Here is a 20,429-nt window from a genome sequence, read left to right as displayed (position 1 = left end):
CATTTATTTTTAGTAAATTTGGCCTACCTATTAGACCTATTCGACATATGAAAATTGCTTTAATCGCCCACGATGGCAAGAAAGCAGACATGGTGCATTTTTTAAGTGGCTTTAAGCAGCTGTTACACCATGCTGATATCACCCTTTGTGCCACGGGCACCACGGGAACCCATATCGAAAAAGCGGGGTTTCAGGTGGAGAAACTTCTTTCAGGACCTCTAGGCGGAGATGCCCAAATAGCTGCGATGGCAGCACAAAAAGAAATCGCTATCGTGGTTTTTTTTCGTGATCCGCTCGATAAACACCCGCATGAGCCGGATGTACAAATGCTCCTTCGCTTATGCGATGTGCATAATATTCCGCTAGCTACGAATCCTGCTACTGCGGATTTAATCTTTAATGGACTTCAACTGAAACTTCATGGAAACTAAAGTAATAAAAAGAATTGGGGTGTTAACCTCAGGGGGGGATGCTCCCGGCATGAATGCGGCGATTCGTGCGACGGTACGTGCTGGCTTTTACTATAATTTAGAGATGTTTGGCATTTATCGCGGCTACGAAGGGATGATTGCGAATGACATTAAACGCTTAGAAAGTCGGCATATCGCTCATGTATTAGAGCGCGGCGGCACTTTTTTTGAAATCAGCTCGATCAGCAGCATTCCGAACACCTGAAGGACGTCAAAAGGCTTATGAAAACTTAAAAAAGCATCAAATCGATGCCTTAGTGGTAATCGGTGGGGATGGTTCTTTAACCGGGGCGCATCTGTTTTTTCAAGAGTTCGGCATTCCTGCGATTGGCTTGCCGGGAACGATCGATAATGACCTCTCCGGAACAGATTTGACGATCGGATTTGACACTGCCTGCAATACTGCCATTCAGGCTATCGACAAAATTCGGGATACCGCTACTTCGCATGACCGCCTGTTTTTCGTAGAAGTGATGGGCCGTGATGCTGGGTTTATCGCGATCAATGCAGGGATCGGCTCTGCGGCTGCAGCGACCTTGATTCCAGAAAAAAAGATGCCAATCGAGAAGCTCGTTGATCGTTTAAAAGCGCGGACGAAGGCCATGAAACAGTCGAACATCGTGATCGTCGCAGAAGGGGGAAAAAGTGGTGGTGCCGTGGAAATCGCGGAAAAAGTACAAAAACACCTCCCTTATTTTGATATCAAGGTAACTATTTTAGGCCACTTACAGCGAGGGGGCTCCCCTAGTTCTTTCGACCGCGTCCTAGCCAGTAAGCTCGGCGTGGCAGCAGTAGAAGGTCTCATGCAGGGCAAGTACGATGTAATGGCTGGTATAATTAATAACAAAATTGTGTATACCCCGATTACGAAGGCGATAGTAGATGATAAAGAGGTGGATGAAGATGACTTCCGCATCGCGAAAATTTTATCTACTTGAGGAGATTCCGCTCACAGCCCCATGGCAGGATACCGAATCATGGGCAGCAGCATACGAAAAGTAAAAACCACTAAGCAAAAAAAGCGGGCGGCGGACCTTAGGTTCGTTTCTCGCTTTTTTATTTTAGCTAGTAGTCCACTCCGCTTGTCTAAAATCACTTGTTCCTTCTTTCCCTTTTCTCTTTTTTAAAGCCTTAAACTCCTGAGATCCTAATGAAAAAATTGCTCTTCAGTAGCATGCTAGTTTTCTGCATATTAGCGGCACATGCTAGTTCGCTCGTATCGCTCATCACCACCTATCAGGCTGATGTGGGAGCCTTAGGGAGACTCTATCCGAATAGTCTCTCCATAGCCTATTTCGAACGTTTCGACCGGCTTTACACCGACTGGCTGAAGGAGCTAAAAAAAAGTCGATTACGCATCGCTTAATATCGACGATAAGATGGACTATCAGTTGTTTCGAAACCACCTTATCATGAAGCAAAAAGCGCATCAAGATGCCTATACTGCCTTTAAACAGGTAGCAGATGTGCTGGACTTTGACACTGACTTACAGGTATTTATTTTCGAGCGCAAGCGTGCTAAACAACCGGATGCCGCGACCTTGGCGGGGCAGTTCGACGTAGCTACGGAGGCCATCCGACAAAAACTGAATGCGTTACCCAAACGTACACCTTATCCCTCATGGCAAGAGGCCGCACTGGCAGCACAGGTCATCCGTTCCTTCAAGCGCAGCGTAGAAGAAGCCTATCAATTTTATTTTGACTATGACCCTGCCTTTACTTGGTGGATAAAAAAACCGATGGAGGAACTCTCCAAACAGGCTGACCACTATGCCAAAGCTCTCGAAGCACATTATGCTTCCACGAGTGTGAGGGATGACGGCTCGGGAATTATCGGTTTGCCTATCGGCAAAGCTGCCATCGACCGAGAACTGGAGGCTAACATGATTCCCTACAGCGCAGAAGAGCTTATCCGAGAAGGAGAAAAACAGTATGCTTGGTGCGAAGCCGAAATGATCAAAGCCTCGCAAGCTTTGGGTTACGGCACCAACTGGTTAGAAGCCCTCGAACATGTGAAAAATCAATATCTACCCCCAGGAGAATGGCCTCAACGCGTAGTAGAAATGGCTGAAGAGGCGATCACCTACATGCAGAAAAATGATTTGATTAGCCTACCTGAGGTCGCTATTGAGTCTTGGAGAACGACGATGCTATCTGCCGAACGGCAGCGAGTGAGCCCCTTCTTCTTGGGAGGAGAGAGTATCTTAATCGCCTATCCCACATCTGAAATGTCTCATGCAGATAAATTGATGAGCTTACGCGGTAATAACCCTCATTTTGCCCGTGCCGTGGTCCATCATGAATTGATCCCTGGCCACCACCTACAGCAATTTATGAATCAGCGTCACTTTCCGCATCGCCGCCTTTTCAATACTCCTTTTTGGGTAGAGGGCTGGACGCTATATTGGGAGTTTAACCTCTGGGATAAGGGCTTTGCTACTACTCCAGAAGATAAAATCGGCATGCTGTTTTGGCGGATGCATCGCGCAGCACGCATTGTGTTTTCCCTGAAATACCACCTTGGAGAGTGGACTCCGCAGCAGTGCATCGACTTCCTAGTAGACAGGGTCGGACATGAGCGTGCAAATGCCGAGGCAGAAGTGAGAAGATCCTTCGAGGGAAACTATGGCCCTTTATACCAACTCGCCTACATGATTGGAGGCATACAAGTGCAGCGGCTGCGCACAGAATTAGTGGAAAACGGAAAGATGAGTGAAAAGGAGTTTCATGACTTCTTTATTCGACAAAATTACACACCTATAGCTCTGCTTCGAGCCAGGATGCTCGGAGATATACCAGAAAACTTCAAAGGGGATTGCGCTTTTTAGCTCCTTAAAAAAAATGCGTTAATACCCCGCAAGACAGGCATACCCACTACCTTAAAAAAAAAGTGTCTCCTTAAAAAGAAGACACTTTTTTTACTTATTTCAGTCAATAAATCGGTATAGCATGCACAACTACCTGACAATAAACCAATACAGCCCATTAGACCACTGGGGAAAATCGTTGGGCAAATAAGGTATTTCACAGCAAATGAAAACCCTTTTCACCTCAAACCGCAGCCTAGCACTAACGAAGTAAATGAAAATCATTTACTTTTTTTTACGCTAATGCGAGTATTATACTGGCTTGTCCAGGAATTTTCAATTGACTACCACTTAAAGTAGCATCCTGAAGACTGTAAATAACCTCTTTCACCTCTATTCCCATGCTTTCAAGTGCAAATTCCAAGGGTGTATCTGCCAGCTGATGCAAGATTAAATAGGTTTTTCCTTTATAACTTCTCGTATAGGCTAGAAGACTTTTCTCTGATGTGAAGGCCTCCTGACTCACTTTGCCTAAATCACCTAAGGCCAGGACATCATGCGTATTCCGTAAACGTATGATCTCCTTATAGAAATTAAAGTACGAGCTAGACATAGACTTCTGGATGGCCAGAGGCGTCACCGTTTCGTCGGTGCTGTACATCGGTTCTATCCAAGTAGTGCGACCCTTATCATTTGCTTGAATATCCCATAGGAAAGGCTCACGAATTTGCTCATCCGGCTTTAAGCCTAACATGCCTATTTCTTCTCCATAATACAAGTAAGGGGCTCCGGGCATGCTCATTAATACGGTAATCGCTTGTTTGAGCTTTTTGGGGTCTTCTTGAAGTTTATTGAGGAGACGCGGCTGATCGTGGTTAGAGCTAAAGGTGGCATCGATGAAATCATCTGTAATGCCCTGGTAAAAGTCTAAAATCTCTTTTTGACGATTTACCAGCAGCTGACCATCTTCTTTTTCGAAAGCCTCCACTAGTGTATAATGGAAATCAAAATTAAATAATGCAGGAAGCCCAGGCAGGTACGGTGCCACCACTTCTTTCATATCATAGACCTCTCCGACTAAATACACATCGGATTTAATGGCTGTCATACGTTCCCGAAACTCCTTCCAAAAAGCATGATTGTCTTCTGGCCTGTCATCTGGAAAAATATGCTTGGCCGCATCCAGACGGAAGCCGTCCACTCCCACTTCTTCTAACCAGAAAGCACCGATACGGTAGATTTCTTCACGCACCTTCGGGTTATCAAAATTTAAATCCGGCATCCCTCCTATAAAGAATCCGTAGTAAAAATCTTCCCCTATGCCCGGGTCATGCCACTGCCGAATGTTGTCACTATCACGGGTGATCGTTTTTTTGTTGATAAAATCCGCGATCGTATCTTTTTGCGCCCATACATAATAGTCTCTGTACGGATTATCTCTTCCCTTCTTAGACTCTAAAAACCAAGGGTGCTCACTTGAGGTATGATTAATAATTAAATCGATAACGATTTTAATATCCTTCTCCTGCGCCTCCTTAACGAGCGCCTTAAAATCTTCTAGCGTCCCATAATCTGGATGGATATCCAAATAGTCGGTGACATCATACTTATGATAGCTGGGAGATGGCATGATGGGCATAAACCAAATCGCATTCGCCCCCAGTTCTTTCACATGATCTAACTTCCTGCGTACTCCGTTAATATCTCCAATTCCGTCACCATCCGAATCAAAAAATGATTGAATAAATATCTCATAGGTTATCCCGCCTCCGGCCAATGATTTTTCACCTCTTGCTTTCCTTTATTCTGACAGGAAAAAGCCATCGCTATCCATACTAGGGCACATAGACCGCTAATTTTTTTCATAGTTTCTAAACTGTTGAAATCGCTTTATGTTCTCTCTTCACATCTGAAGGAGCTGCTATGAAAAAGAAAAGCCACCCGTAAGAGCGGCTTTTCCACTGTATTTCCCTTCGGCTTAATTACGGTTCACCGCATTCAGCATATCGAAAGCTACCTCTAAACGTTTTACAAAATTCTCTTCACCCTTACGTAACCAAACGCGTGGATCATAGTACTTTTTATTTGGCCCATCGGGCTGTCCGGATTTCCTAACTGCGACTTCAAGTACCCTTCGTTCTTTGTATAGTACTGCTGTACACCTTCCCAGAACGCCCACTGCATATCTGTATCAATATTCATTTTAATGGAGCCATAGCTATTCGCTTCACGAATTTCCTCGACAGAAGAACCTGAGCCACCATGGAACACGAAAGAAACAGGTTTTCCAGTAGTCCCAAACTTCTCATTGATATAATCCTGTGAGTTCTTTAAGATGATAGGCTGCAGAGATACATTTCCAGGCTTGTAAACCCCATGTACATTACCGAAGGCTGCTGCTACAGTAAATAGATCACTTACCTCTTTTAACTTTTCATACGCATAGGCTACCTCTTCCGGCTGTGTATATAGCTTTGAGCTATCCACATGTGTATTATCCACGCCATCTTCTTCACCACCCGTAACGCCGAGCTCGATTTCAATCGCCATTCCTAACTTTGAAAACTTTTCAAAGTAAGCTACAGAAGTGCTGATGTTTTCCTCTAAAGACTCCTCCGAAAGATCCAGCATGTGGGAGCTGTAAAGCGGACGCTTAAAAGCTTCGAAGTACGCTTCACCTTCTGCTAACATTCCATCGATCCAAGGTAATAGTTTTTTCGCCGCGTGATCCGTATGCAAGATAACCGGAACCCCATACGCTTCTGCCATGCGGTGTACGTGCTGCGCTCCTGAGACTGCCAAGGCTACGGACGCCTGCTGCTGCCCATTATCCAGGCCTTTACCTGCGAAAAACTGCGCTCCACCATTAGAGAACTGGATGATTACAGGGGAATTGACCTTCTTTGCAGTTTCTAAAACAGCATTCACCGTACTGGTGTTAATCACATTTACGGCAGGTAAGGCAAATTCACTTTCTTTAGCATAGTCAAGAAGGTCTTTTAGCTCCTGTCCATACTTCACGCCTGGTTTGAATTTCATGATAATCGAGGTTAAATTATTTTTTTAAAAATCTTTTTCTATGGATACCTCTGGTATCAAAGATTTCAAAGATATAAAGTCCTGACTGAAATTCCCGTACATCTACCGCTAAATTATCGCCTTGATTGAGGAATTCTCCCTCATTTATTACTTTTCCGGTAACGTCGATAACCCGATAGGTGAAGGAACGCATCGTATCTGGAATAGTTACGTTCACTACTGTGGTCGCTGGGACAGGATAAAGCTTAAAACCTGTCTGATCTACTTCCTGATTTTCGATACTCGTAATCACATCGGTCATTAAAATAGACTCCTGTGGAGTAGGTAAAGGCGTACTCGTAAATAGAATAAACTCACTCGGTCGTAAGCGTAAGGTGCGGGTCCCTCCTGTTACTGTTACCGCCTCACCGGTAAAATGGTTATACCAAGTTCCGTCATAAGGGAAAGTAACTGTAACGGTATTCGCAGCAGTAAGCCCAAAATTCCCATAAAGCACAACATCAGTTTCCTCATCGCGAATGGTAATATGTTTGATGCTACTGCCCGATAATGCAAGCTGTACATCTTCCGGCTGATTGAAGAAATTATAATCGTTTTTTAAACGCATCATCTCCTGATATAAAAAGAATAAGCGCTGACGTTCAGGGTCATCGAGGTACTCCCAGCGCGTCGGTTTGATGCCCAGTCGATCGTTATTCAACTCTAAATCATAGCCAAACTCTTCAAACTGCCAAAGCATCTTAGGTCCTGGTATGGCGAAGAAAAAAGCAGCAAGTAACTGGTTTCGGTTGACCGCATGAGATAATTCACGGATATTCACTGGGGATGTGCGCCCATTTATCAGTGACTCCCACATCGTACGCTCTTCATCATGGCTCTCCATGTAGGAGACCAGGTTGTTTTTTGCCCAGCCTCTCGTTTTGAAGTAGCCGTAATCAAAGTTGCGAGAATTTCCTTTCGCCATTTCGCGGAAATCAAAATTCATATTTCCCCAAAAAAGCAAGCCATAATCTGCGAGTTCACGTTCCTCCGAATTATCGGCAAAATGCTCTAAAATCAGATAAGAATCCGGAAAGTCCTTCTTCACCGTATCGTAAATATTTTTCCAAATACGAATTCGAGACTCATCACGCTGGGACCAAAAACCCACATCATCACCCGAATTCACCTGCGTAAAACCTTTACTCAAGTCATAGCGGTAACCATCGAAACGATATTCGGAAAGCCAATAGTGATTGACAGAATCCACAAACGCTTGCGTGTACGGACTTTCATGATTGAAATCATACCCCACATTAAAAGGGTGCTTCGCCACTCGGTTTAGCCATGGATTATCTAAAGTCGGGGCACCAAAATCACCATCGTTATACAAACGCACAAATGGACTTTGGCCGAAGGCATGATTTAATACCATATCCAAAAGCACCACCATATCCCGCTTATGCGCCTCATCGATAAGGCGCTTCAGATCATTTTTCGTCCCGTAATACTTGTCCGTAGCGAAAAAGAAGGAAGGATTATAACCCCAAGAGATATTTCCCTCAAATTCCTTAATCGGCATCAATTCGATCGCATTAATGCCCAGCTCTTTCAGGTAATCCAGACGCTCGATAACGGCCTCATACGTACGGCGGTCATCAAAGTCTCTGACAAGTAATTCATAAATAATCAACTCCTCTGTTTTAGGCTTCTTGTAGGTGGTATATTTCCACTCATAAGGAGTCTGAGCCGTCTGCAAATAGGTGGCCTGAAAGCTGGTTTTGCCCTCAGGAAATGGCAGAAGGCCCGGATGTCGGTTTTCATTAATGATCTCTTGGTCATGAAAAGGATCTGAAGTCATATCCGCATACGGATCACCGATCCGAATCTGACCATCTACTAAATACTGAAAAATATAGGGCTTCGCTGCCTCTAAGCCTGTGATTTTTAACCAAAAGAGCTCGCCTGTGGGATCCACGGCCATCTGGAAATCGGGCAGCACCTGCCATTCGTTAAAATCACCGATGACATAGACATTTTTCTTCTTCGGCGCCTCTAAAACCAGAAGCACCTCCGTATCCGATAAATAGTTAATTCCTTTTTTTGCCCTGGGGGCAAAGGCAACACAGGGGAAGGCCCGGCCACATTTATGCGTAATTCAGACTCACTCTCCTGCTCCCCCGCCTCTGCGGTAGCCCGGAACGAAACTGTACCTTCTGCTTCCGCCGTAAATCGATAGGAAAGACTCGTGGTGGCAGATGCCTGCGCTACCTGAGTACCATTTTCAAAAAGTCGAAGCGTCGCCTCTTCGGGACTTTGGAGAAGAATATCTACACTTTCCCCTACCGTAAGCAATTGATTCGGTGCCGGGGAGGCAAAAATAACTTGGAAGCCCTGACTTAAATTGATGAAAATATCACTATTCGTCTCCGATTTACCCTCACGCGTTCCTGCAGCGTTACGGAAAACCATGCCCACTCTAAAAATGGGCGTTTCTGGGGATACCGTGAAAAGATCTCTAGGACGGAAGGTCCATTCCCAAACATCTGTTTCTCCTGAGACTGCSACGCATCTCAGCATTGGGATCGGCCGTACCCCAAGTAAAGGGGACATTCGACCACGTGCTGCTCGTAGGACCAGTGGTGACTGCTCCAATATGAATGTATACGGGTGACTCTCCTACTAAATTAGAAGTTCCTTGTCGGGCGTCATAACGAATCGTGATTTCCTGCTCCGCGCTCGGAAAGCCAGGACTAACGGTTACCTGAGCGTGCAGCGGAGAAAAATGGGAGAAAACGAAAAAGCTTAACAGCAAGGGTAAAAACTGTTTCATGTATTTTGGGCGTTTACTTGAAAAAAGTGCGCTAAACATGAGGCTGCTTAGCGCACTTTAAAAATTAGTTATTTTTAACGATCTCGTATGATACTTGACCAGGGACTTTCCAATCCATTGTAATAGTGTAATTTCCTGCGGCTGGTATTGGAATGTTGGCACCATCCTCTTCTAATTCACCGTCTGCACCGCCGTAGTTAAAATCCCAGCTTTGGTTGGCTCTAAATTTCATATCACCTTCTACTAGGTCTAAGGTGATGGAAAGCACATTTTCATCCGCATCAAAGCCCATAGGTGTTTCTGAATCCCAGCCTCCCGGAGTAGCACTTCCGATGATACCCCATACGAATACATCACCCAGCGTAAACGTCATGTCGTTTAGGTCTACCGTTACGGTCTGCGTTCCGAAGGATGCAACTTTTATATTTCCTCCACCAGGTGTTAGGGTTTCGCCGTCATCAGAACCAAAATCCGCATCCCAATTCGGCTCAGGTGTAAACTTAAATTCTCCAGAGCCACTAAGTACGTGTACAAAACCCGTAAATACATTATCTGAATTTTCTGAAAAAAGCACAGTGTTCATGTTGGCAGGGTTCCAGCCTTGATAATCACCCGGCACATGCAGCATTGGCAGTTCGATCGCATCAGCGAAAGCAGTCACCATAATCATCGTAGCTGGCCCTACAAGTGCAGGCATCCCTTCAGCAGTAGCACGTACGCGGAAAGCCATTTCACCCGCCTCATTGGGAACTAAACCTCTACTTAATGCGCGTCTGTTAATGTCTGCTGCCGTAACTGTTAGCACGGTGGTGGTACCTTCTACGAGTGTAGCCGCATTCTGGAAATTATTTCCAGGCGCGTCCATCTGAAGGGTATAGATCACCCCACTTTTCGGCACTCCGAAATCTGCTGGGCTTACTTCGAAAACAAATTCCGCATCCCGCTCATCCACCGATAATACGAGCGAAGAAGGGGGAGACAGTAAAGATGCCCTGTCTGCTGAATAATACTGGGCTGTTCTACATCATTACAGGCGAATGCTCCTGCCACCAGCAGTGCGAGCATCCATACTTTAGATAAAACTCTCATGTTAATTGGTATTTATTGTTTCAAGTGATAGATTTTTATTATTCAACAAAAAACCCCTAAAATGCAACTTGAATAATATTCGCTAAAATTTACGCCCATATCGCATTAGGATGTTCTTTGAATCTAAGCATTCCCAAACAATCTACCAAAAAGTCACATAAAAAATAACTCAACTTATTTCATGCAAACGTCGCCGCAAACGATTTCCATCACGAAAAAAAAAGTGCTCTCCACCGAAAACCCATCTTCATGCAGCTATTTTTTTTCAGAGGCCCCACTTGAATTCCATGAAAATACTGTAACTTGTATCATTTAAAAAGTACAATTTATGAAGTCGCACCAAGCTACCATCAAAGATATCGCGCGTCTCCTGAATATTTCAAGCTCTACAGTGTCCCGAGCGCTAAAGGATTACCCCGGAATAAGCCAAGAGACAAAAGATAAGGTAAAGAAGCTTGCCGCCGAACTGCACTACCGCCCGAATGCTGTGGCGCTCTCTTTGCGCAAGCAGCGCTCCATGATCATCGGCGTGGTCATCCCGGAGGTCGTGCATTTTTTCTTTTCCACCATCATCGGAGGGATCGAGGAAGTCGCGCAGGCACACGGATATACCGTTATCCTCTGTCAGACAAATGAAAAATACGAGCGAGAAAAAACCGCTTTGCAGACCTTGCTATCGAACCAAGTGGATGGACTGCTGGTAAGTTACAGCAAGGAGACGGAAGATTTCGCACACTTTACCGCCCTACAGCAGGAAGGTGTCCCACTGGTATTCTTCGACCGTATCCCGCCCCTATCCGGCATTATGGGCGTGACCGTCAACGACTATTTAGGTGCCCGACAAGCCACCGAGCACCTCATCCAGCAAGGGTTTAAGTCCATCGCACACCTTTCAGGCCCGAAAAACCTATCCCTATCACAGGAGCGAATACGTGGCTATCAGGACGCCCTTAGGACGCATGAACAGACATATAACCGTGTAATCGCTTGCCCACAGGGAACGCTCGAAGAAGCTCAAGCGATTACCGAGCAGCTTCTTCTAGAGCCCGATAGACCCGACGCGATCTTCGCCAGTAATGACCTGGCCGCTGCTGGCGCCATGCACGCCGTGCTGGATAAGGGACTGAACGTCCCAAAGGACTTCGGAGTGGTGGGTTTTTCCAACTGGCAGTTTTCAAGACTCATCAGGCCCTCGCTGACTACGATAGAGCAACATGGAAAACAAATCGGCACTGAGGCGATGAACCTGCTCCTAAGAAGTATGCAAAAGCAGCCGATAGACACGCCCAACCTCGTCTTGGAAACTTCCCTAATCACGCGCAACAGCTCAAAAAGAACAGAAAAGTGAAGCCTAAATGGGTCCATTTTAAAAAAATTCAAAAAAAATGTGCAAACGTTTGTTATTCTAAATTTAAAAAATGAGCCCGCTTTATTAGTTCATTAAAAAGCATTTTCAGCCTCCCACAGCTACTGCATAATTTTTTTCCAACAAGCTATTTTTCTAAATTGCTTATCAGAAACTGATGAAGAGGAATTATGGAAGAACTTATCGCCACTACGCAGCGGGGAACAAACCAGCGGATAGGTAATTTAGTCACCTACGAAACTACGCCCTTTGGCATCCACGGAAAAACACCGGAAGCACAGGTGCGTATTTCCTGTTACGGATCCGGAACACTCCGCATTCAAATCAGCAAGGAGGGGTTTCAGCCGAACCCCTACAGCGTCATCGCCTCCCCGCTCGCCGACAGCTTTACACTGCGCGAAGAGACCGATACCCTGATCTTAACCACAGCAGATATGCACGTCCATATCCATCGCTATCCGTTTCGACTTCAATTCTTTACACCCGATGGTATGCTCCTGCATGAAGACGATCCTAGCTTCGCCGTTTCTTGGTTAGGCACGGAGGTCACCAACTACAAAACCCTGCGTGAGGGAGAAAAATTCATCGGCCTAGGCGAAAAAACTGGACCTCTAAATCGTGCAGGAAACGCCTACACGAACTGGAACACAGACTATTTTGCGTACGGAGTAGGCGATGATCCCCTGTACATGTCCATCCCTTTTTACATCGGACTCTACCAGCAGCAAGCTTATGGCATTTTCTTAGATAATAGCCATAAAACGATCTTTAACTTCGGAGCCTCGAACAGACGATTCTCCTACTTCAGCGCTGAGGATGGCGATATGGATTATTACTTTTTCCATAAGCCGACCGTGGCAGAAATTATTTCTGCCTACACCGCCCTGACGGGCAAAATGGAACTCCCCCCCTGTGGACATTGGGCTTCCAGCAGTGCCGCTACTCCTATTATCCCGATCATGAGGTTTTGCGCATCGCGCAAACGTTTCGAGACAAGCAGCTCCCGGCGGATGTCATTTACCTGGACATCCACCACATGGAAAAATACAAAGTATTTACGTTCGATGGAGAAAAATTCCCTGACCCGAAAGGAATGATCGATGCCCTACACGCTAAAGGCTTTAAAGTGGTGGTGATTATGGATCCAGGAATTAAGGTGCTCGAAGGCTATGCTCCCTATGATGAAGGTAAGGAGCAAGACCTGTTCGTGAAATTCCCTGATGGCAGCCTATACGAAGGACAAGTTTGGCCAGGATGGTGTGCCTTTCCAGATTTTACAGCTGAAAAAACCCGCTCTTGGTGGGCGGAAAAAATGAAATACTACACAGATCTGGGCGTAGATGGCTTCTGGACTGACATGAATGAGCCCGCCTCCTGGGGGCAGTTTACCCCGAATCTTATCGAATTTGACTACGAAGGCGAACAGGTAAGCCACCGCAAAGCACGTAACGTGTACGGCATGCAGATGGCGCGAAGTGCCCAGGAAGGTAGCCGCCTTCAAGTGCCAAATCAGCGACCCTTCGTGCTGACACGCGCCGGTTTCGCAGGCATACAGCGCTATGCGGCCGCCTGGACGGGTGATAATGTTTCTTCCGATGAACACATGTTGGCAGGTATTCGCCTCATTAACAGCCTAGGGCTGTCAGGTGTACCTTTTTCCGGCTATGATGTAGGAGGTTTCGCTGGCGAGGCCAGCAAAGGGCTCTTCGCACGCTGGATGAGCTTGGCTGCTTTCTCCCCTTTTTACCGTGCGCACTCGATGATTAACTCAAACGCCGCCGAGCCATGGGCTTTCGGTGAAGAAGTAGAGGAAATTTCTAAAAATTACATGCAGCTGCGCTACCGCATGCTTCCTTTGCTGTACAGCGCTTTCCGTGAGGCGACGCGCACTGGACTTCCCGTTCAAGCGTCCTTAGCGCTGCACTACCCGCATGATTCCAGCATCTACGATAGCCAATACGAAAATCAGTATCTTTTCTGTGATCAACTGCTCGTGGCGCCGGTTCGCTCCGATGAGAAAATCACAAAAGTGTACCTCCCTGAAGGCGAATGGTATAATCTCTACGATGATAGCCTCCACAGCGGAAATCAAGCCATTTACGCGGAGGCTCCCCTCGCCTATCTTCCCGTTTTCGTAAAGGCCTCATCGCTACTACCCCTAAATGGCACAAACAGTCTGCACACTGCTGCCAGCAGCAGCTCCGATACCTTAGAATTACATGTGTACCTAGGGACAAAATCGTATTCATTTACCTACTACGAAGATGCCGGAGACGGCTACCAGTACCAAGATGGTGATTTCTATGCACAAGTAATTAGTTGGGATGGAGCACATAACCGCCTAAGATTCGAGTCCCCTGAAGGGGGCAGGGCGACTGCCAAAAGCCAGGTCAAAATATATTTCCATGGCGCAGCGAATGAATTGACCGTCGAATTAAACGAGCAGCCTATTGCCGTCAAGAGAGAGCATTATGCCTTTCTCGCGCAGCTTAGCGAATTCGACCCCCTGCCTGAGCATGAAAGAAGCTTCGCGCAGGTAAAAAATCTCGCTTACGTGACACTTCCTTTGACAGGAGATGCACATACACTCCAACTACGATTTTGATTTCTCTATAGCGCCTTTTACCGATTACCCGAAATGACCCAGCCTGTAACCACCTCCGTAAAGCCTAAGCTCAGTTTTTGGCAAATATGGAACATGAGTTTTGGATTTTTAGGAATCCAGTTTGGATTTGCCCTTCAGGGCGGATTCATGTCCCGAATATTCCAAACTTTAGGTGCCGAAAAGGATGCCATCCCTATCCTCTGGATAGCAGCCCCACTGACCGGTCTTATCGTGCAGCCCATCGTGGGCTACCTGAGCGACCGAACTTGGCACCCCACGCTGGGACGACGAAGACCTTTTTTCTTGATTGGAGCGGTACTTTCCTCGATCGCGCTATTTTTTGCTCCCTATTCTTCGGCGCTTTGGATGGCAGTCGGGGCACTTTGGATTCTGGATGCCTCCATAAATATCAGCATGGAACCCTTCCGTGCCTTGGTGGCCGATAAGCTGCCAGATAGCCAGCGTAGCTACGGTTTCGTGGTCCAAACACTCATCATCGGAGTCGGAACCTGGGCAGCCAGTAACCTCCCCTGGTTGATGACACAGCTGGGCGTTCCGAATACCGCCGCTCCAGGTGTAATCCCAGACTCAGTCAAATTCGCTTTCGCAGTGGGCGCTGGTGTGCTCTTTTTCAGTATTCTCTACACCATTCTGACCACCAAGGAATATCCACCAGAAAATCTCGCAGCGTTCGAAAAAGACAAAAAAGAGACAGAAGGCTTTCTGCATGGCTTCAAAGAAATCTTCACGCAGATAGTCACCATGCCCAAAGTAATGGTGCAGCTCGGCGTGGTGCAGTTTTTCAGCTGGTTTGCCTTCTTCATTCTCTGGTCTTTTGCGACTCCTGCTATAACAGAACACATTTTCAAAGCCACGGACACTGCCTCGGCTGCCTATAACGATGCTGCTGACAAGGTAGGGAACTATTTGGGTACCTACGGACTGGTCTCCATGCTCTATGCCCTTATTCTCGCCTTTATTACCAGCAAAATAAAAATTAATCGCCGCGCCTTTCATATGTTCGGGCTTTTCTGTGGTGCCTTGGGCTTTTCGTCCATTTACATCGTAGAAAACCATGAGAACCTGCACTACAGTTTTGCACTCGTCGGCATCGCTTGGGCTAGCATTCTCTCCATGCCCTATGCCATGCTCTCTAGTGCCGTTCCGGCCAAAAAGATGGGCATCTACATGGGAATATTTAATATGTTCATCGTTATCCCTCAAATTATAGCCGCTGTCGGCGGTATTAATTTTACCTATAAATTCCTTTTTGGCGAAGCCACCATAAACACCATGCTCCTCGCGGGCCTCAGTCTGGCCGTGGCCGCAGTAGCGAATTTGTTTATAAGTAGTAAAGCTGCTATTTTAGATGGGTATATCGACCCCTCATTAGAGGAAAAAACCTAAACCATGAGGGCCTAATTGCGTTACAGAGGAGGCATGGAGCAGTTATTAATTACCGGAGTACCCGAACACTTTAATTACCCTTGGAAAAAGCTAATCGTCGAGCAGCCTTTTCTAAAAAAATACGATGTACAGCTCATTTGGGAGGACGAGCCGAAGGGATCTGGCGCCATGAATCGCTCCCTTCGTGAAGGGAATACGGATCTAGCCATCGTACTGACAGAGAGCTTTATAGCAGATAGGATAGCTGGAAACCCTGCACGGGCTCTTGGCTTCTATGTGGAGTCTCCCCTCACCTGGGGGGTGCATACCAATCCGCAGTTTGCAGCCAAAAGTATCGCTGACCTAAAAGAAAGCCAGTTTTTGATTTCGCGCTTTGGATCAGGCTCACATCTGATGGCTTTTCTACTAGCAGAACGAGAAGGATTCGGAAGTTCTACCCTGCAGTTTGAAGTGATCGGAGATCTTCAGGGAGCGCTTCGCAGCGCAAAGAGTAATACCCCCAAATTATTTCTTTGGGAAAAGTTTACCACCTCACCCTACGTGCAGCAGGGAAAATTCGCCCGCATAGGGGAAATCCCCACACCATGGCCCTGCTTCGTCTGTGTAGCGAGACCGGAAGTGGTCCATACGCACCGGGCACTTTTAGTAGAATTACAGGCACTACTCTGGCAAGAAATAGAAGAGATGCACCAAGACCGTGCACTCCATAAAAAAATAGCGGCCATGTATCAGCTGGACCCCGAAGAAACCCTGTCTTGGCTATCGAATACTACTTGGGCCACAAATGCCTACATGGGTGCAAGCAGTTTTACCACGACGATGGAATTTCTGCTAAGGGCCGGAATCATTACGCATAGCGAATCAGTAGAACACTTCGTTTACCCAGAATTTGTTCGCATAGTATAAGCGTTTAAAAAACATGCTCCTCCTCGCCCATTAGCATCCACCCCAAACTTTCCCTTACGCCCTAACTCTACTTGCCTATGAAAGGATCCGCATCCAGTAGCCATTTTGATCGTATCCACAGGGCATTTTTGCTTCATGCGAATGAAGAGATTTCTTTTCTAGCGCAGGTAATCCAGGCCTTATGTAAAGAGGCCCGGTTAGGATTAGCCCTCCGGGCCAAAGAAAACAACTACCTGCTTGAATATCCCAATCCCGCTCTAGTCGAAATCCGCCAGCTTACTCCCTGGATGCTCCCCCTATTCGAGCAGCTCGGAGCATGGATAAAAGGAGAGTCAGTAACCTGTTTGTTTGAAGAAATCGACGAAGGGAAAGTAATAATGGAAAAGGCTAGCTCTCCCCCTGCTACCATGAGTTGGGTTTCTTTTCAGATCGAAAACCCGTTGCTGATACAAACGATTCTTTGGGTCGCCGTACCCGATGAGGCAGAAAAATCAAAGCTAGATCTAGCATTACTAGCAGAAGGAGTACGCAGCATAGAAAATAGTTTACGAACCAAAGAACAGGTTAGCCTACTCCAAAATGAAGTGGTCAAGTTACAGCGCGAGAAGGCGCAAGTGGAGTCTCTTTTAGCGGCATTCCCTGACCTGCTTTTTCTTCTGGATGAGCAGGGGACTATACAAAGTGTTCGTGCAGGTAATGCTGAGGATTTGGTGCAGCCCGCCGCCCTTCTTCGGGGACAAAACATTCAAGATATCCCAGGACTTTCCTCCGGTACTTACACGAAATTTTTAGAGGCCGTGCGCGCTATTCAAGCTGGAGAAACCCACGCACTCTTTGAGTATACCACGCTTAAAGACCATGAGACGCAGTATTTCGAGGCCAACATGGCCCCTTTTGGCGAAAGCCAATTTATCGCTATCGTTCGAAACATTACAGAAGTAAAAAAAATCGAAGCAGATTTATTTACGAGCAGTAAGCTTTTCGAACAAGCTGGCAAGCTGGCTAAAATCGGTGCATGGGAATACGACTGTGTGAAACATACCCATCACTGGTCACAGGTCACAAGAGAAATTTTAGGGTATGATGCTCACGCTCCTGAACCTACTGTAGAGGTTGGCATGCGCCTGTATGAGGACGAGGAGAGTTTCCGCCTGATAAATGCTTCCTTTCGCTTAGCTGTAGAAGAAGGCATCCCCTACGATGTTGAACTTCGATTAAAAACGTATAAAAACGAAACGATTTGGGTACGAGCGCTGGGGATTCCTGTCATGGAAGATGGCATCTGCCAGCGTATTTTCGGAACATTTCAAGATATAAGTGCGATCAAAAAAAGCCAAGAAGAGCTAGCCTTAAAGGTAGAGGAGTTTAGAGCCTTGTTCGAAAATATGGGACAGGGTGTCGTGTACCATGATCAAACAGGCGCTATCATTCGTGCGAATAGCGCTGCGCAAGATATTTTAGGCCTAAACCTTGAAACCTTGCTGAATAGTAGCTCGATAGATCCACGATGGCATATTATAACCGAGGATGGGGTCCCATACCGGGAGAGCAACATCCCGCCATGTGTGCCTTAAAAACGGGAGAGAGGGTGAAAGAACAAGTGTTAGGCGTCTATATCCCGGATGAAAGGCGGTATCGATGGATTTTAGTAGATGCCACGCCGGAATTCTTAAGCGGGGAAGAAACACCGCACCGCGTGTTTTCTACGTTTACGGATATTTCAGAACTTAAGCATTTTGAACAAAAGTTAGAAGAAAAACGGGTACATCTCCTCTCCATCATGGAAAGCGCTGCGGATGGCATATGGGCGATCGATAAGGATATGAAGCTCACCTATGCGAATGAGGTATTTAAAATCGACTTTTTTAAATTCGTGGGTGCAGAGATCAAGGAAGGAGAGGCGCTGTTACCCCTCATGCCAGAAGCAGGAAAATTATTTTGGGCGACCCACTATGAAAGAGGACTGCGGGGAGAACGCTTCACTTTTGAGTTTAATGCCACCTTTACAAATGGTGAAAAACGCGTGTATAAAGTCAACTGCAACCCCATCTTAATGAAAGAAGAGGTAATCGGTTTAGCGCTTTTTGCTTCTGATAAAACACGCGAAAGACAGTATACGCAAGCCATCGAACAGCAGAACAGACAACTTCGTGACATCTCCTGGAGTCAGTCTCACTTAGTACGTGAGCCCTTAACAAAAATTCTTAGTATTTGTCAGCTGATTAAAGATACTGGTTTCGAGACATTAGAAGAGTTAGAGCTGATACCCGAATTACTGCACGCCAGTGAGGAGATGGATCAGGTGATCCAAAAAATAATACGCGAGGCCAATCATTCCAAAAAGTAAAGCCAGAGCATTCGAGTGCTCTGGCTTTTACATGAAGTCTTCTTACTTTAAATCAGCCCAATCCCAGTCCTCATGGAGCTGTTTCATGGCATGATGCGCGGTAAGGTCAAACTGGCAAGGTACGATAGAAACATAATTATTGGCGATAGCCCATTCGTCATTATCTTCTCCCTTATCGAAATTCACGAAATTTCCTGACATCCAGAAGTAGCGACGTCCATTCGGATCATACCGCTCAGCGAATTCTTCTTCCCACTTAGCATGCGCCTGTCTGCAGACCTTAATGCCCTTAATCGATTCATTTCGTTTAGGGGGAAAATTAACATTTAAGGCCGTGCCCTTGCTCATTCCGTTCTTCAGCACTTGAGCTGCGATTTTATACACATACTCTTCCACATGCGAAAAATCTGCTTTATGGGAAAAATCACACAAAGAAAACCCGATGGAAGGATAGCCCTCTATGGCGCCTTCTATGGCAGCCGACATGGTTCCTGAATAGAGCACGGAGATACTGGTGTTACTTCCGTGGTTAATGCCGCTCACGATAAGGTCAGGTTTGCGGTCTTTTAGTACATAATGCTTGGCTAATTTCACGCAGTCAGCGGGAGTTCCACTGCACTTATAGGCCTGCACACCCTCAAAAATATCCTCTTCTACTAAGCGAAGCGTTTCCCCTATAGTGATGGCATGTCCCATACCAGACTGGGGGCTGTCCGGTGCTACCACCACGACATCCCCCAGCTTTTTCATTACTTGTACCAAGACACGGATCCCTTTCGAGGTGATGCCGTCGTCATTTGAAACAAGGATCAAAGGTTTTTTCGTCATTTGACTATTTTAATTGATTATAATACGCGGTAATACGCAGCAGATCTCCTCTTTTATCGTGAGAAAGTCTGTTTTTACGCATAAACAGATCCACTTCGTCTGCTTTGTCATCAAAGAAATCGAACAGCTCCCGCTTCTTTTGCGAATAGCGCTGTATTCTGCCATCCTTAAAGAAATAGAAGTTAAAAGCTAAGCGGTATCCCCCCATCATCGGTGTCCCCACATAGGATTCATCATCATGGGACCCATGCCCATACCCATATTTCGGTTGTCTGTAACGATATGTTCACGACAGAGCAGCGCGATATCATCCCCCTCCGTTAAAATCTCGAAAAATACAGGCGTTTCATAGTCTCCTGCATTTAAGGAAAACGGCAAGGAATAAAAGGTACGTACACCTCCATACACCTCATCGAAGATTTCAAATTGAAATACATTCGAAGAGCCAAAAGTTTGTACCGCCTTATCCGTCTGCAACTGCACGACGTTATTATCCAAGTCATATTTGACCAAGCCTCTGTATACGGAATTGTCAGCAGTCACAATCTGGCCCTTATGCCACATCTGGGATGGAAACTGACCTTGCGCGAATAGCGCAAAGCTGATCATCAGCCCGATTAAAGTAAGTCCTGTTATTTTCTTCATATCTTTGATTGCTTTACCCAATATACTAACGAAATTTAAGCCAATCAGGTTAATGCTCCAAAAAATAATTCTGAAAATAACCTATAAGACAGCTAGAGAAAGTTAGCA

General features: G+C 46.1%; 16 protein-coding genes and 4 pseudogenes. 11 read left to right on the top strand and 9 right to left on the bottom strand.

All coding sequences use genetic code 11. The features are described from left to right. The first annotated feature begins 47 nt into the window (after positions 1-47). The 4 genes and pseudogenes from A3SI_RS00175 to A3SI_RS00165 all read left to right on the top strand — a co-directional run bounded on the left by A3SI_RS00175 (position 48) and on the right by A3SI_RS00165 (position 3,298). Positions 48-431 carry a methylglyoxal synthase gene (locus tag A3SI_RS00175; RefSeq protein ID WP_009053075.1) on the top strand — a complete coding sequence of 128 codons (384 nt, stop codon included), beginning with the start codon at positions 48-50 and terminating at the stop codon, positions 429-431. After that, positions 421-1,408 (top strand): annotated as a pseudogene (gene pfkA, locus A3SI_RS00170) (6-phosphofructokinase). Before A3SI_RS00175 ends, pfkA begins: the two are co-directional and overlap by 11 nt. A 212-nt stretch (positions 1,409-1,620) precedes the next feature. Beyond that, positions 1,621-1,836: a hypothetical protein gene (locus A3SI_RS21860; RefSeq protein ID WP_009053072.1), complete on the top strand. Its 216-nt coding sequence runs from the start codon at positions 1,621-1,623 to the stop codon at positions 1,834-1,836. Positions 1,837-1,849: 13 nt separating this feature from the next. Further along, positions 1,850-3,298, top strand: a complete 1,449-nt coding sequence (locus tag A3SI_RS00165; protein WP_316929013.1) for a DUF885 family protein — start codon at positions 1,850-1,852, stop codon at positions 3,296-3,298. Between the two features lie 274 nt (positions 3,299-3,572). Here the strand turns inward: A3SI_RS00165 and A3SI_RS00160 are convergent. The 6 genes and pseudogenes from A3SI_RS00160 to A3SI_RS00145 all read right to left on the bottom strand — a co-directional run bounded on the left by A3SI_RS00160 (position 3,573) and on the right by A3SI_RS00145 (position 10,080). Beyond that, positions 3,573-5,101 (bottom strand): annotated as a pseudogene (locus A3SI_RS00160) (alpha-amylase family glycosyl hydrolase). A 154-nt stretch (positions 5,102-5,255) separates the two neighbouring features. Then, positions 5,256-6,316: pseudogene (gene fbaA, locus A3SI_RS00155) on the bottom strand (class II fructose-bisphosphate aldolase). A gap of 16 nt (positions 6,317-6,332) precedes the next feature. Next, positions 6,333-8,366 (bottom strand): alpha-amylase family glycosyl hydrolase, encoded by a 2,034-nt coding sequence (locus tag A3SI_RS00150; RefSeq protein WP_238531535.1) that lies wholly within the window; start codon positions 8,364-8,366, stop codon positions 6,333-6,335. Continuing rightward, complete coding sequence (locus tag A3SI_RS19890) at positions 8,351-8,767, bottom strand: hypothetical protein (RefSeq protein WP_238531533.1); 417 nt, start codon at positions 8,765-8,767, stop codon at positions 8,351-8,353. The genes A3SI_RS00150 and A3SI_RS19890 overlap by 16 nt, the downstream gene beginning before the upstream one ends. Positions 8,768-8,813: 46 nt before the next feature. After that, a complete protein-coding gene (locus A3SI_RS19885; RefSeq protein ID WP_238531531.1) occupies positions 8,814-9,128 on the bottom strand; it encodes a hypothetical protein in 315 nt (104 codons plus the stop codon). A 64-nt stretch (positions 9,129-9,192) separates the two neighbouring features. After that, positions 9,193-10,080: a SusE domain-containing protein gene (locus tag A3SI_RS00145; RefSeq protein ID WP_009053068.1), complete on the bottom strand. Its 888-nt coding sequence runs from the start codon at positions 10,078-10,080 to the stop codon at positions 9,193-9,195. A gap of 465 nt (positions 10,081-10,545) precedes the next feature. Between A3SI_RS00145 and A3SI_RS00140 the strand changes: the two genes are divergently transcribed. From A3SI_RS00140 to A3SI_RS00115, 7 genes and pseudogenes are all read left to right on the top strand, one after another. Beyond that, positions 10,546-11,565, top strand: coding sequence for a LacI family DNA-binding transcriptional regulator (locus A3SI_RS00140; protein WP_009053067.1), 1,020 nt, complete (start codon positions 10,546-10,548; stop codon positions 11,563-11,565). Between the two features lie 188 nt (positions 11,566-11,753). Continuing rightward, positions 11,754-12,293, top strand: a pseudogene (locus tag A3SI_RS21855) (glycoside hydrolase family 31); the annotation flags it as partial. Between the two features lie 209 nt (positions 12,294-12,502). Further along, complete coding sequence (locus A3SI_RS00135; protein ID WP_316929012.1) at positions 12,503-14,188, top strand: TIM-barrel domain-containing protein; 1,686 nt, start codon at positions 12,503-12,505, stop codon at positions 14,186-14,188. A 93-nt stretch (positions 14,189-14,281) separates the two neighbouring features. Then, positions 14,282-15,595, top strand: coding sequence for an MFS transporter (locus A3SI_RS00130; protein WP_156810089.1), 1,314 nt, complete (start codon positions 14,282-14,284; stop codon positions 15,593-15,595). Positions 15,596-15,628: 33 nt separating this feature from the next. Continuing rightward, positions 15,629-16,501 (top strand): type 2 periplasmic-binding domain-containing protein, encoded by an 873-nt coding sequence (locus A3SI_RS00125; protein WP_040669676.1) that lies wholly within the window; start codon positions 15,629-15,631, stop codon positions 16,499-16,501. Positions 16,502-16,578: 77 nt separating this feature from the next. Next, positions 16,579-18,075, top strand: a complete 1,497-nt coding sequence (locus A3SI_RS00120; protein WP_009053064.1) for a PAS domain-containing protein — start codon at positions 16,579-16,581, stop codon at positions 18,073-18,075. Between the two features lie 14 nt (positions 18,076-18,089). After that, positions 18,090-18,848, top strand: coding sequence for a PAS domain-containing protein (locus A3SI_RS00115; protein WP_162098396.1), 759 nt, complete (start codon positions 18,090-18,092; stop codon positions 18,846-18,848). Positions 18,849-18,890: 42 nt separating this feature from the next. Here the strand turns inward: A3SI_RS00115 and surE are convergent, their stop codons facing one another. Genes surE through A3SI_RS00105 form a run of 3 tightly spaced genes read right to left on the bottom strand, consistent with a single transcriptional unit; the run spans position 18,891 to position 20,321 of the window. After that, positions 18,891-19,676 (bottom strand): 5'/3'-nucleotidase SurE, encoded by a 786-nt coding sequence (gene surE / locus A3SI_RS00110; RefSeq protein ID WP_009053062.1) that lies wholly within the window; start codon positions 19,674-19,676, stop codon positions 18,891-18,893. Positions 19,677-19,680: 4 nt separating this feature from the next. Further along, on the bottom strand, positions 19,681-19,899 hold the full coding sequence (locus A3SI_RS21850; RefSeq protein ID WP_316929011.1) for a hypothetical protein: 219 nt from the start codon (positions 19,897-19,899) through the stop codon (positions 19,681-19,683). After that, a complete protein-coding gene (locus A3SI_RS00105; RefSeq protein ID WP_009053060.1) occupies positions 19,884-20,321 on the bottom strand; it encodes a hypothetical protein in 438 nt (145 codons plus the stop codon). Before A3SI_RS00105 ends, A3SI_RS21850 begins: the two co-directional genes overlap by 16 nt. Between the last annotated feature and the right edge of the window lie 108 nt (positions 20,322-20,429).

It is taken from the genome of Nitritalea halalkaliphila LW7, from assembly GCF_000265075.1.
Taxonomy (GTDB): domain Bacteria; phylum Bacteroidota; class Bacteroidia; order Cytophagales; family Cyclobacteriaceae; genus Nitritalea; species Nitritalea halalkaliphila.
The sequence above is the reverse complement of the archived record's forward strand: the minus strand, read 5'-3'. Positions and strand labels throughout refer to the sequence as shown.